Below are 11,859 nucleotides of genomic sequence, written 5' to 3'. Positions count from 1 at the left end.
GCGCACCCCACCACCCACCGGAACACCGACAGCGAGGGGCAGTACCACAGATGACCACCACCGAGGCCCGGCCCACGGAGCGCAAGCCGCCACAACTCGTGGACATGTCCTGGGATCCGATCACCCGGATCATCGGCAACCTGGGCATCTACACGAAGATCGACTTCGCCAACCGGGAAGTCGTCGAATGCCACAGCACCTCGTCGCTCTTCCGCGGCTACTCGGTGTTCATGAAGGGCAAGGACCCGCGCGACGCGGGCTTCATCACGTCCCGGATCTGCGGCATCTGCGGCGACAACCACACCACCTGCTCCGACTACGCCCAGCAGATGGCCTACGGCGTCAAGCCGCCTCCGCTCGCCGAGCACATCGTCAACCTCGGTGAGGCGGCGGAGTACATCTTCGACCACACGATCTTCCAGGACAACCTGGTCTTCGTGGACTTCTGCGAGGCGATGGTCAAGGCCACCACCCCCAGTGTGCTGGCCCGCGCCGAACGCACCGAGGCACCCCGGGGCGAGACCCACGGCTACCGCACGATCGCCGACATCATGCGCGCCTTCAACCCCTTCGAGGGCGAGGTCTACAAGGAGGCCCTGAAGGTCAGCCGGATCACCCGCGAGATGTTCTGCCTCATGGAGGGGCGGCACGTCCACCCCTCCACGCTGTACCCGGGCGGCGTCGGCACGATGCCGCAGCCGACCGCCTTCACCGACTACCTCAGCCGCCTCATGCGGGTCATCGACTTCGTGAAGAAGTCCGTCGCCATGAACGACGACGTCTTCGACTTCTTCTACGAGGCGATGCCCGGCTACGAGGAGGTCGGCCGCCGCCGCACCCTGCTGGGCTGCTGGGGCGCCTTCCAGAACCCCAAGACCGTCGACTACCGCTACGAGACGATGAACTCCTGGGGCAAGGACATGTACGTCACCCCCGGCATCATCGTCGACGGCGAGCTGGTCACCAACAACCTCGTCGACATCAACCTCGGCCTGCGCATCATGCTGGGCAGCTCGTACTACGAGGACTGGGTCAACGAATCGCCCTTCGTCACGCACGACCCGCTCGGCAACCCCGTCGACATGCGCCACCCGTGGAACCAGACCACCGTCCCGGTGCCGCAGAAGCGCGACTTCGACGACAAGTACAGCTGGGTGATGAGCCCGCGCTGGTACGACAAGCGGACCGACGCGCACCTCGCCCTCGACACGGGCGGCGGCCCGCTCGCCCGCCTGTGGTCGACCGCGCTGAGCGGCATCGTCGACACCCCGTACGTCAAGTCCACCGGCCACAGCGTGCGCATCTCCCTGCCCAAGGGCGAGTCGCTGCCGGAGACCACCCTGGAGTGGCGCATCCCCAAGTGGAGCAACACCATCGAACGCGACCGCGCCCGGCCGTACTTCGTCGCGTACGCGGCCGCCATGGCCCTCCAGTTCCTGGAAGAGGCCATGGGGATGGTGCGCGCGGGCGAGACCAAGGTGTTCGAGAACTACGAGGTGCCCGACGAGGCGATCGGCTGCGGCTTCCACGAGGCGGTGCGCGGCGTCCTCTCCCACCACCTGGTGATCAAGGACAAGAAGATCGCCAACTACCACCCGTACCCGCCCACCCCGTGGAACGCCAGCCCCCGCGACATCTACGGCACCCCCGGTCCGTACGAGGACGCCGTCCAGGGCCAGCCCATCTTCGAGGAGAACGGGCCGGACGAGTTCAAGGGCGTCGACATCATGCGCACCGTCCGCAGCTTCGACCCCTGTCTGCCGTGCGGTGTGCACATGTACGTCGGCAAGGGCAAGACGCTGACCACCCTGCACTCGCCGACGTACGGGGCGAACCATGGCTGAGGCCGCCGGAGCGCGGCTGGCCGACCCGGACGTCGAGGCCCGGCTCGCCCGGCTGGATGACCTGCTGGAAGGTCTGGAGTCCGCGCCCGGCCCCACCACCCGCTCCGCCACCGAGGCGGTCGCGCTCCTGACCGAGGTCTACGGCGAGGCACTGGCCCGCGTCATGGACCACGCGGACGGGCAGCTGACCGAGAACCTGGTGGGCGACGAGCTGCTGGGCCACCTGCTGGTCCTGCACGACATCCACCCCGAGCCCGCCGAGCGCCGGGCGGCCCGCGCGGTCGAGCGGCTGCGGCCCGCCGTGCAGGAGCGCGGCGGCGACGTGGAGTGGGCCGGGGTGGAGGGGCAGACCGCCCGGGTGCGCCTGACGGCGGGCGGCGGGTGCGGCTCCGGCTGCGGCGGCGGAGGGTCCGAGGTCACCGACGCGGTCCGCGCGGCGGTCCTCGCCGTGGCTCCCGAGCTGACGGCGGTGGAGCCGCTGCCGAGCACGCCGGCACCCGCGTTCGTACCGCTGACCACCCTGACGACCCGGGACGCACGGTGACCACCGACGGGGCACTGGCCCGCCTCATCCGCTCCTCGGCCGACCGTACGGCGGCGGCCGCGGAGGAGGTGTGCGACCTGTGCGCCGCGCCCCTCGCCGACGAGCACGCCCATCTCCACGACGCCGGGCAGGACGAGGTGCGCTGTGTCTGCCGCCCCTGCTCGGTGCTGTTCGCCGAGTCCGGGGCGGGTGGCGGCCAGTCCCGGCTGGTGCCCCGGCGCCGGGTCCGGCTGCCGCACGTCGACACGGCGGTGCTGGGCGTACCGGTCGGTCTGGTCTTCTTCGTGCCCCGGGCGGACGGCACCGTCACCGCGCAGGGCCCGAGCCCGGCGGGGGCCATGAGGTGGGAGGTGGACGCGGCGGCCTGGCGGGAACTGGCCGGGACGGTTCCGGAGCTCGCCACCGTGGAACCCGAGGTGGAGGCCCTGCTGGTCAACACGGTCCACGGCCTCGACCACCACTGGATCGTGCCGGTCGACGACTGCTACCGGATGGTCGCCGTCGTCCGCCGGGAGTGGCGTGGCCTGTCCGGCGGAGGCCGGGTCTGGCCGGTCGTCGAGCGGTTCTTCGAGGACCTCACCGAGCGGCCGTGAGCACGCACTCCGCAGGTCGGAGTCGAGGAAGGAGAGCACCCCATGGGCAGCATCAGAGTGGGCCGGCCCCAGGCGAAGCCCGACACCCCCGCGCATGTCGCCGGCATGCACCAGGGCAACAGGGGACGGTACGCGGACCAGAAGGGGCACCACGAGGACGGCACCGCCGACGCGCGCCGCTCCACGGGGATCCACTGGAAGCGGCATGACGCCCTCGTGGAGGGCATGCCGAACATCTCGCCGGGATGAGAGCCGTTCTCGGACGGAGCAGGGAGTCGCCGCAATGAAGGTCAAGAGAGCACGCAGACCCGTCGCGCGCAGGCGAGGCGGGATGAGCGGACAGCGGGTGCTGAAGGCCGAGGCCGCCTTGGTGGGCGGTCTGGCCCTGGCACTGGTGTGCTGGGAATGGCCCAGCCTGAGGCGCGAGGCACGGATCTGGCGGATGTCCGGCGGTTTCCGCGCGGGCAACCGGTATCCGTGATCCGGTCGTGCACGAACTGTCGATCGCGACCGCGATCATCGAGCGGGCCGACGAGCTGGCCCGGGCGGACGGGACTGACGCCGTCTCGACCGTGACCGTCCGGGTCGGTGAACTGGCGGGCGTCGTCCCCGACGCCCTCGGTTTCGCCTTCGAGGTCGCCCGCGACGGCACCGCCCTAGCCGGGGCCAGGCTCGTGGTCGAGCAGGTTCCCGGCCAGGCCTGGTGCGGCCCGTGCGCCGAGGAGTTCCCGGTGGGCATGCCCCCGTTCTTCTGGTGCCCGCGCTGCGACCAGCCCTCCAGCGATCTGCGCAGCGGCCGGGAGCTGGAGATCACGGGCATCGAGCCGTCACCGGCCCCCGCATAGCGCGCGTGGGCCCCGCCGGTACGTCCGGCGGGGCCCACGCGCATGCCCGGTCAGCAGATGCGCGGCAACTGCTCACCGAGCGGCAGATCCACCACCCGTGTCCCGCCGAGACCGGTGGCGACCACCACCATCCCGGGGTGCTCGGCGACGCACTCGCCGATCAGGGTGGCCCCGGCGCCCTGCGGATGGGCGCGCATCGCCGCGAGTACCTCGTCCGCCGCCGACGGGGGCACGAAGGCGACCAGCCGGCCCTCGTTGGCGACGTACAGGGGATCGAGCCCGAGGAAGCCGCAGGCGTTCGCCACGGCGTCCGGCACCGGAATCGCCCGCTCCTGGAGCCGCACGCCGGTCCCGGAGGCGCGGGCGATCTCGTTGAGGGACGCCGCCAGGCCACCCCGGGTGGGGTCGCGCAGCACATGGACGTCCGGGGTGACGGCCAGCATCGCCGCCACCAGATCCGCCAGCGGCGCGGTGTCGCTGGCGATCTCGACCCCGAACTCCAGCCCCTCCCGCACACTCATGACCGCCACCCCGTGCAGCCCGATCGGCCCGCTGACGATCACGGCGTCACCGGGCCGCGCGCGCTGCGGCCGGATGTCGACACCATCGGGCACGAGCCCCACCCCGGCGGTGGTGACGTACACCCCGTCGCCGTGCCCGGACTCGACGACCTTGGTGTCACCGGTGGCGATCGTGACCCCGGCGGCCTTCGCCGAAGCCCCCATGGCGCGTGCGATCCGTCCGACGACGGTCAGCTCCACACCTTCCTCCAGTACGAAGGCGGCGGAGAGGTAGGCAGGCCGGGCGCCGCTCATCGCGAGATCGTTGACCGTGCCGTTGACCGCGAGGTCGCCCAGGCTGCCGCCGGGGAAGAACAGCGGCCTGACCACGTACGAGTCGGTGGAGAACGCCAGCCGCGCGCCGCCCAGTTCGAGGACGGCGGAGTCGGCGAGACCGGCGAGGGTGGCGTTGCCGTAGGCGGGGACGAAGACCTGCTCCATCAGCTCCGCCGACAGGGCGCCTCCGCCCCCGTGCCCCATCACCACGACCGGCTGGTCGCGCAGGGGAGCGGGGCAGGTCCAGTTCGCCGGGTCGACGGTGTCCGCGAGTTGTTCAGGCAACGGGGTTCATCTCCTCCCGCGCGGCCCGCTCGGCCTGCGGTGTCGCGGCGTTCATCCGGCGGTACAGGTAGTAGGCCGCGCAGGCGCCCTCGCTGGAGACCATGGTGGCGCCGAGCGGATTGCGCGGGGTGCAGGTGGTGCCGAACGCCTCGCACTCGGTCGGCTTGATCAGCCCCTGGAGCACCTCGCCGCTGCGGCACTCGGCGGGCTCCTCGGTGCGGATGCCGCTGACGTCGAAGCGGTGCTCGGCGTCGAACGACCGGAACGCGTCGGTGAGCCGCCAGCCGCTCAGCGGGATCGGCCCGATGCCGCGCCAGTTCCGGTCGGTGACCTCGAACACCTCCTGGATCATGCGTACGGCGGCCGGATTGCCCTCCTCGCGCACGGCACGCGGATACGCGTTCTCCACCCGGTGCTCACCGCGCTCCAACTGCCGGACCGCGAGGCGGATGCCCTCCAGGATGTCCAGCGGCTCGAAGCCGGTCACCACCATCGGCACCCGGAACCGCTCGGCCAGCTCCGGGTACTCCGCCATGCCCATCACGCTGCACACGTGCCCGGCGGCCAGGAAGGCCTGCACCCGGCAGGCGGGCGCCGTCATGATCGCCTCGACGGCCGGGGGAACCCGCACATGGGACACCAGCAGGCTGAAGTTGGTCAGGCCGAGGCGCCTCGCCTGATGGACGGCCATCGCGTTGGCCGGGGCGGTGGTCTCGAAGCCGATCGCGAAGAACACCACCTCCCGGTCCGGGTGGCGGCGGGCCAGTTCCAGGGCGTCGAGCGGCGAGTAGACCACGCGTACGTCGCCGCCCTCGCCCTTGACCCTGAACAGGTCCCGGTCGGTGCCGGGCACCCGGAGCATGTCGCCGAAGGAGCAGAAGATCACGCCGGGCCGCGAGGCGATCTCCAGCGCCTTGTCGATGACTTCCAGCGGTGTGACGCAGACGGGGCACCCGGGGCCGTGGATCAGCTCCACCTGCTCGGGCAGCAGCTGGTCGATGCCGTGCCGGATGATCGAGTGGGTCTGACCGCCGCACACCTCCATCAGGGCCCATGGCCGGGTGGCGGTGGCGCGGATCTCGTCCAGCAGCCGCCGGGCCAGCTCGGGGTCGTTGAACTCGTCGATGTACTTCACGCCGTTCCCGCCTCCTTCGCCGCCTGCTCCCAGGCGTCCCCGAACTCCTCCTCCAGCAGCCCCAGTTCCTCGAACAGCTTCAGCGAGGCCAGGGCCGACTCCTCGTCCAGACGCTGGAGCGCGAAGCCGACGTGCACGATGACGTACTCACCGACCCGCACATCGGACACGTACTCCAGGCACGCCTTCTTCTGGACTCCGCCGAAATCGATCAGCCCGGTGAGCGGTTCCGCGCTGTCGTCGATGGACACGACCTTGCCGGGCACTGCCAAACACATGGGTCACTCCTCTCGTCGTAGGTGCGCCGCGACCACCAGCTGGCCGAGGGCCAGCCCGCCGTCGTTCGGCGGGACTTCGCCGTGACGGAGCACCGCGAAGCCGTTCTCGGACAGCAGCCGCGCGCACTCCTCCTCCAGCAGCGCGTTGGCGAAGACCCCGCCGCTGAGGGCGACGGTGGCCAGGCCGGTGTCCTGACGCGCGCGCCGGCAGATCTCCGTGACGGCCCTCGCCACCGCACGGTGGAAGCGGGCGGCGAGCACGGGGGCCGGAGTGCCGCGCCGCAGATCGGCGACGAGCGCGTTCAGCACGGGCGCCGGGTCGTACGTACCGGCGGTGAAGCCGAAGTCGTAGGCCGAGGTGCCCTCGCCCCAGGCCGCAGCGGCGGCGGCCTCCAGCTCCAGGGCGGCCTGCGCCTCGTACCCCGCGCGATGGCACACGCCCACCAGGGACGACACTGCGTCGAAGAGCCGGCCCATGCTGGAGGTCGCCACGCAGGCCACCCCGCGCGTCAACTGCTGTCGCAAAACGGCCAGTTCGTCGGCCGCGCAGGCGGTCACACTGGGCAGATCCGCGTCCCACGCCAGCCCCGCCGCCCACAGCCGGGCCAGGGCCAGCCGGCACGGGTTGGCCACGCCCGCGTCTCCGCCGGGCAGCGGGGCGGGGGCCAGGCGGGCGAAGCGCCGGTAGCCGGTGTAGTCGGCGAGCAGGATCTCGCCGCCCCATACGGTCCCGTCGTCGCCGTACCCGGTGCCGTCGAAGGCGACGCCGATCACGGGCGCGGTGCCGTCGAGGCCGTGCTGGGCCATCGCCGAGGCGATGTGCGCGTGGTGGTGCTGGACGAAGACGGGCGCGAGCCGGTGGGCCCGCCGACGGGCCCACCGCGCGGACTGGTACCCCGGATGCCGGTCGGCGGCTACGAGTTCGGGAGTGACGCCGGTCAGCGACCGCATGTGCGCCTCGGCCCGCCGGGCCGCCTCCAGGGTGGCCAGATCGCCCATGTCGCCGATGTGCGGGCCGAACCAGGCGTGGTCGCCCTCGCCGAGACACAGGGCGTTCTTCAGATCCCCGCCCACGGCGAGCGTGGGCCGTACCGCGACGGGCAGCCGCAGCGGACGGGGCACGTACCCCCGGGACCGGCGCAGCACCTGCTCGGTTCCGTCGGCGCGCACCCGCAGCAGCGAGTCGTCGCAGGGCGAGGAGACGGTCCGGTCGTGGGCGAGCCAGGCGTCGGCCAGACCGGCCAGCCGGGTCAGTGCCTCGTCGTCGTCCGTGACGATCGGTTCGCCGGAGCGGTTGCCGCTCGTCATGACCAGCACGCGGGGGCCCGGCGGATCACCGGGCAGGCCGAACAGCAGGGTGTGCACGGGCGTGTAGGGCAGCATCACGCCGAGGTGCGGACTGCCGGGACAGACGCCGGGCGCGAGGCCGGCCGCCTCCGCCCGCCGCCGCAGCAGCACGATAGGGCGCCGCGCGTTGGTGAGGGCGGCCAGTTCAGCCGTGGAGGGGTCGGCGATCCGCCGTACCGCGTCGAGGTCCGCGCACATCACCGCGAACGGCTTGCCGCCGCGCGCCTTGCGGGTGCGCAGCGTCTCGACGGCCCGCGCGTCGGTGGCGTCGCACGCCAGGTGGTAGCCGCCGAGGCCCTTGACGGCGACGATCCGCCCGGCGGCCAGCAATGCCCGCGCCGAAGCCAAGCCGTCGGCGTCCCGCGCCGGGCGCACATCACCGCCGACGGCGGGCACGAGGCGCAGCCGGGGACCGCAGCCGTGGCAGGCCACCGGCTGGGCGTGGAAGCGCCGGTCGCCGGGATCGCCGTACTCCCGGGCGCAGTCGGCACACATCGGGAAGCCCGCCATGGTCGTGGCCCCCCGGTCGTACGGCATGCCCGTGGCGATGGTGAAGCGGGGCCCGCAGTGGGTGCACGTCACGAACGGGTGCCGGTGGCGGCGGTCGGCCGGATCGGCCAGTTCCCGCAGGCAGTCGGGGCAGGTCGCCGTGTCGGGTGGGAGGAGGGTGCGGCCGGGGGAGCGGTCGGTGGAACGGATGCTGAACGCGTCGTCGGCGCCGCTGACCGGCAGGTCCTCGACCCCGACCCCGGTGACCGTGGCCAACGGCGGCGGCTCCTGGGCCAGCCGGTCGCAGAAGTCGGCGATGCCCTGCGGCGGTCCCTCCACCTCGATGAGGACACCGTTCGCCGTGTTGCTCACGAACCCCGCGAGCGCGAGATCGGTGGCCAGGCGGTGCACGAAGGGACGGAACCCCACGCCCTGCACCGTGCCGCGCACGGTGACGCGGCGGCGCACCGCCTGAGCGGCGGGCGCCGTCACGAGACGAGGCCGGCTTCGGTGCCCTCGTGCGAGTGGGAGTCGGAGTGCGAGTGCGGCCGGGGCGCCAGAGGAGGCCGGTGCACCGGGGCCCCGTCCCGTACGGCGAGCACCCGCTCCAGGAGAGCGTCGACACCGTCGTCCGTCCGGGCGCAGGAGAACAGCAGCTCCACCCCGGGGTTGACCCGCTGGACATTGGCGGCGAAGGCGGCCTGGTCGAACCCGGCGGGCCCGGCCAGATCGACCTTGGTGAGCACCACCAGATGGGCGGACCCGAAGGCCGTGGGGTACTTCAGCGGCTTGTCCTCGCCCTCCGTCACCGCCATCAGCACGATCCGCAGGCTCTCGCCGAGGTCGTAGGAGGCCGGGCAGACGAGGTTGCCGACGTTCTCGACGAACAGCAGCGAGGTGTCCTCGGGCAGCCAGCTCTCCACATGGCCGCGCAGCTGCCGCGCCTCCAGATGGCACAGCCCGTCCGTCAGCAGCTGCTTCACCGGGGCTCCCGAGCGGGCGAGCCGGTCGGCGTCGTTCTCGGTGGCCAGGTCGGCGGTGAGCGCGGCCACCGGAAGGCCGCGCTCCACCGCCCTGGCCAGCACCCGCCCGAGCAGCTCCGTCTTACCGCTGCCCGGGCTGGACAGCAGGTTGACCACGCTCACGCCCCGCCGGGCCAGCTCCTCGCGCAGCCCAGCGGCCAGGGAGTCGTTCTTCGCCAGGACGGCCTGGGTGACCTCGTCCACGGAATCGCACATGGAGCCGCTCCTCGCGGTCGGTAAGGCATCGGTAGGGAAATCAGTCCGCTACCGATCCTCCGCGCCGCCGCTCACCGTGCCCGGCAGCCCGGCCGACGACAGGGCGGTGGATTCGTCCGGGCGGCTCAACGGGGGCGTGGCAGTCGGGTCCGCGAGCAGCTCCGGGACCATCGTGTGCAGTGCCGCGACGGCCCGCCCGACCGCCTCGCGCACCGTCGCGCTGATGCCCGGCGCGATGTCCTCGTCGGCGGGTGCCCGCAGCTCGGGCTCGCAGGCGAGGACGAGGACACGCGGCAGCGGCTCGTCGCCCAGGTGGGCGGCGAGGGCGAGGACCTTCGCCGGGTCCATCCCGTGTGCCTCGGGCGGGGCGCCCGCCGAGGCGCCGTCCGGCAGGTCCGGCTCGACCAGCGACAGGGTGCCCGGCTCGTGTCCCCGCACCGCCGCGTCGACCAGGACGGCCGTGTCGTAGCCGTCGAGCAGCTCGTACGCCAGATCCATCCCGCGGATGCCGAAGTCCCGCACCCGCACCTCGGGCGGCAGCGGGTGCCGCTCCAGGGCGCGGATCACCTCGGGGCCGAAGGCGTCGTCCGCGAGGAAGATGTTGCCGACCCCGGCGACGAGCAGCCGGGCCCTCATCGCGCGCCTGCCAGGGGCCTCGGGGAGCCGGCCGGTAGCTTGCGGACGAAGGCGGATCGCAGCGCGTGGTACGGGGCGTTCCGGTCGAAGAGGATCGCGCGCATCCGGGCGAGTTCGGTACGCCGGTATTCGGCGAGGGGGCGCTGCAGCTCGTCCGCGTGACGAGCCGTGGTCTTCGCGGTGATCCGGTCCGCGAGATCCGGGTCGTCGGCGAGCGCGGCGGCCAGTCGCTCGACCTCGGGTGTGAACTCCTCCGGCCGGGCGGGCACCAGACGGTCCACCAGCCCGATCCGCTCAGCTGTCGCGGCGCTCACCGGCAGCGCCTCGGCCGTCAGCCGCTCGGCGGTCTCGGCCCCCACGCGGCGCGGCAGCGAGTACGTCCAGTACTCGGAGCCGTACAGGCCCATGGTGCGGTAGTGCGGGTTGAGCACGCTGCCCGTGCGGCACCAGACCTCGTCCGCGGCCAGGGCGAGCATGACACCGCCGGCCGCCGCGTTGCCGCCGAGCGCCGCCACCACCAGCCGGTCGGTGGTGCGCAGCACGGCCTCGACCAGGTCGTTCATGGCGTTGAGGTTGGACCAGGACTCGCCCGCCGGGTCGCTCGACGCCTCGATGACGTTGAGATGGATGCCGTTGGAGAAGAAGTCGCGGGCGCCGCCGAGCACCAGCACCGAGGTGGGGCGGCTGAGCGCGTACCGGTAGGCGGCGAGCAGCCTGCGGCAGTGGGTGGTGCTCATCGCCCCGCCCGGGAACGAGAAGGTCACGAAGCCGATCTCACCCTGCTGCCGGTAGCGGATGTCGGTCCAGGTGGTGCGGTCCGGGGGCAGTTCGAGCGGGGCGGCGATCTCGGGCAGCCAGTGCGGTCGGTCGCTCGAGATCGGCATGCCGTGGGATCCGGGCGGGGCCGGGAAGCCGGCCAGGACCGAAGCCGCCGGGCGGCGGAACGGCGCCGGATCGCCGGAGCTCTTGCGGGGGCGCAGCTCCGGGATCCACACCGCGCCGTCCCGGGTGGCCCGGCAGACCGCGCCGGACCTGGTCGCGAGCAGCTCCCCGGGCTCCCCCCGCAGCCGGTCCTCGGGGTGCCCCCCGTGCAGGAACACCTCCCGGCCGCAGATCTCGTCCCGGACGCCGGGCTGTGAGTCGGCCCCGCGGAGCTTGCGCAGCACCGTCTCCGTGCCGTCCCGCTCCCAGTCGATCCGCCGCTGCTCCTGGCGGAAGAAGTCCCGCCACACCACGTGGATCCCGGGCTCGCTCTGCGGGCGCGGTTTGTACGAGCCGTCGGCATACCGCCGCACGGCCTGGAGGACCGCGGCCGTCGCGGCGTCGGCGACCTCGCCCCGGTACGTGCTGCTCTTGCCCGCCGGCGGCACGGCGAAGGACTCGTCCGCCCAGATGTCGCCCGCGTCCATCGCCGCCTCGGCCTGAAGCACCGTCACGCCCCACTCGGAGGCCCCCTCGGCGATCGCCCAGTCCAGCGACGACGGGCCCCGGTCGCCCGGCGGCCCCGGGTGCACGATCAGGCAGGTGTGCTCCTGCCAGACGTCCTCCGGCAGGGCCGACTTCAGCATCGGGGCGACGACCAGGTCCGGGCGCACCTCCCGCACGGCGGCCCGGACCGCGTCGGCGCCGTGCGAGGCGAGGACGACGTCGACCCGGTGCCCCTCATCCGACAGTTCCGCGTACACACGCTGGGAGAGGCTGTTGAACGCGCTGACGACGAGCAAGATGTCCATGACATGGCATGCTCGCCGTTCGGACGAGGGCCGAGAAGGACCACCGCGGCGTTTCG

The 11,859-nt window shown here is 72.7% G+C and carries 13 protein-coding genes; 6 read left to right on the top strand and 7 right to left on the bottom strand.

Features of this window, described 5'->3' with window-relative positions:
- The first annotated feature begins 50 nt into the window (after positions 1 to 50).
- From ACFZBT_RS09135 to hypA, 6 genes are read left to right on the top strand one after another with little or no spacing between them, the layout of a single operon-like run.
- Positions 51 to 1,844, top strand: coding sequence for a nickel-dependent hydrogenase large subunit (locus ACFZBT_RS09135; RefSeq protein ID WP_391100323.1), 1,794 nt, complete (start codon positions 51 to 53; stop codon positions 1,842 to 1,844).
- Complete coding sequence (locus tag ACFZBT_RS09130; RefSeq protein WP_391100321.1) at positions 1,837 to 2,388, top strand: NifU family protein; 552 nt, start codon at positions 1,837 to 1,839, stop codon at positions 2,386 to 2,388. The genes ACFZBT_RS09135 and ACFZBT_RS09130 overlap by 8 nt, the downstream gene beginning before the upstream one ends.
- Positions 2,385 to 2,981 carry a DUF5947 family protein gene (locus ACFZBT_RS09125; RefSeq protein WP_391100318.1) on the top strand — a complete coding sequence of 199 codons (597 nt, stop codon included), beginning with the start codon at positions 2,385 to 2,387 and terminating at the stop codon, positions 2,979 to 2,981. The genes ACFZBT_RS09130 and ACFZBT_RS09125 overlap by 4 nt, the downstream gene beginning before the upstream one ends.
- Before the next feature lie 42 nt (positions 2,982 to 3,023).
- Entirely contained in the window at positions 3,024 to 3,230 is a 207-nt protein-coding gene (locus ACFZBT_RS09120) for a hypothetical protein (RefSeq protein WP_391100315.1), read from the top strand.
- A gap of 34 nt (positions 3,231 to 3,264) precedes the next feature.
- A complete protein-coding gene (locus ACFZBT_RS09115; RefSeq protein WP_391100313.1) occupies positions 3,265 to 3,462 on the top strand; it encodes a hypothetical protein in 198 nt (65 codons plus the stop codon).
- Positions 3,463 to 3,469: 7 nt separating this feature from the next.
- On the top strand, positions 3,470 to 3,826 hold the full coding sequence (hypA, locus tag ACFZBT_RS09110) for a hydrogenase maturation nickel metallochaperone HypA (RefSeq protein WP_391100310.1): 357 nt from the start codon (positions 3,470 to 3,472) through the stop codon (positions 3,824 to 3,826).
- Positions 3,827 to 3,876: 50 nt separating this feature from the next.
- Here hypA and hypE read toward each other — a convergent pair whose 3' ends face one another.
- From hypE to ACFZBT_RS09075, 7 genes are read right to left on the bottom strand one after another with little or no spacing between them, the layout of a single operon-like run.
- Positions 3,877 to 4,947, bottom strand: coding sequence for a hydrogenase expression/formation protein HypE (hypE, locus tag ACFZBT_RS09105; RefSeq protein ID WP_391100308.1), 1,071 nt, complete (start codon positions 4,945 to 4,947; stop codon positions 3,877 to 3,879).
- Complete coding sequence (hypD, locus tag ACFZBT_RS09100) at positions 4,940 to 6,082, bottom strand: hydrogenase formation protein HypD (protein WP_391100306.1); 1,143 nt, start codon at positions 6,080 to 6,082, stop codon at positions 4,940 to 4,942. The genes hypE and hypD overlap by 8 nt, the downstream gene beginning before the upstream one ends.
- On the bottom strand, positions 6,079 to 6,360 hold the full coding sequence (locus ACFZBT_RS09095; protein WP_391100304.1) for a HypC/HybG/HupF family hydrogenase formation chaperone: 282 nt from the start codon (positions 6,358 to 6,360) through the stop codon (positions 6,079 to 6,081). Before ACFZBT_RS09095 ends, hypD begins: the two co-directional genes overlap by 4 nt.
- Before the next feature lie 3 nt (positions 6,361 to 6,363).
- Positions 6,364 to 8,688 carry a carbamoyltransferase HypF gene (gene hypF / locus ACFZBT_RS09090; protein WP_391100302.1) on the bottom strand — a complete coding sequence of 775 codons (2,325 nt, stop codon included), beginning with the start codon at positions 8,686 to 8,688 and terminating at the stop codon, positions 6,364 to 6,366.
- Positions 8,685 to 9,434: a hydrogenase nickel incorporation protein HypB gene (gene hypB, locus ACFZBT_RS09085; RefSeq protein ID WP_391100299.1), complete on the bottom strand. Its 750-nt coding sequence runs from the start codon at positions 9,432 to 9,434 to the stop codon at positions 8,685 to 8,687. Before hypB ends, hypF begins: the two co-directional genes overlap by 4 nt.
- Before the next feature lie 48 nt (positions 9,435 to 9,482).
- The gene (locus ACFZBT_RS09080; RefSeq protein WP_391100297.1) at positions 9,483 to 10,070 is read right to left on the bottom strand and encodes a hydrogenase maturation protease; all 588 of its coding nucleotides are present in this window, start codon (positions 10,068 to 10,070) and stop codon (positions 9,483 to 9,485) included.
- The gene (locus ACFZBT_RS09075) at positions 10,067 to 11,803 is read right to left on the bottom strand and encodes an enoyl-CoA hydratase-related protein (RefSeq protein WP_391100294.1); all 1,737 of its coding nucleotides are present in this window, start codon (positions 11,801 to 11,803) and stop codon (positions 10,067 to 10,069) included. The genes ACFZBT_RS09080 and ACFZBT_RS09075 overlap by 4 nt, the downstream gene beginning before the upstream one ends.
- Positions 11,804 to 11,859 lie beyond the last annotated feature (56 nt).

The sequence above is a fragment of the Streptomyces sp. NPDC008137 genome (assembly GCF_042957035.1).
GTDB lineage: Bacteria > Actinomycetota > Actinomycetes > Streptomycetales > Streptomycetaceae > Streptomyces.
The sequence above is the reverse complement of the archived record's forward strand: the minus strand, read 5'-3'. Positions and strand labels throughout refer to the sequence as shown.

Coding starts and splice junctions, on each gene's coding strand:
- hypB (WP_391100299.1), bottom strand. CDS start 9,434: ATGTGCGATTCCGTGGACGAGGTCACCCAGGCCGTCCTGGCGAAGAAC.
- ACFZBT_RS09095 (WP_391100304.1), bottom strand. CDS start 6,360: ATGTGTTTGGCAGTGCCCGGCAAGGTCGTGTCCATCGACGACAGCGCG.
- ACFZBT_RS09120 (WP_391100315.1), top strand. CDS start 3,024: ATGGGCAGCATCAGAGTGGGCCGGCCCCAGGCGAAGCCCGACACCCCC.
- ACFZBT_RS09075 (WP_391100294.1), bottom strand. CDS start 11,803: ATGGACATCTTGCTCGTCGTCAGCGCGTTCAACAGCCTCTCCCAGCGT.
- ACFZBT_RS09135 (WP_391100323.1), top strand. CDS start 51: ATGACCACCACCGAGGCCCGGCCCACGGAGCGCAAGCCGCCACAACTC.
- ACFZBT_RS09130 (WP_391100321.1), top strand. CDS start 1,837: ATGGCTGAGGCCGCCGGAGCGCGGCTGGCCGACCCGGACGTCGAGGCC.
- ACFZBT_RS09080 (WP_391100297.1), bottom strand. CDS start 10,070: ATGAGGGCCCGGCTGCTCGTCGCCGGGGTCGGCAACATCTTCCTCGCG.
- ACFZBT_RS09115 (WP_391100313.1), top strand. CDS start 3,265: ATGAAGGTCAAGAGAGCACGCAGACCCGTCGCGCGCAGGCGAGGCGGG.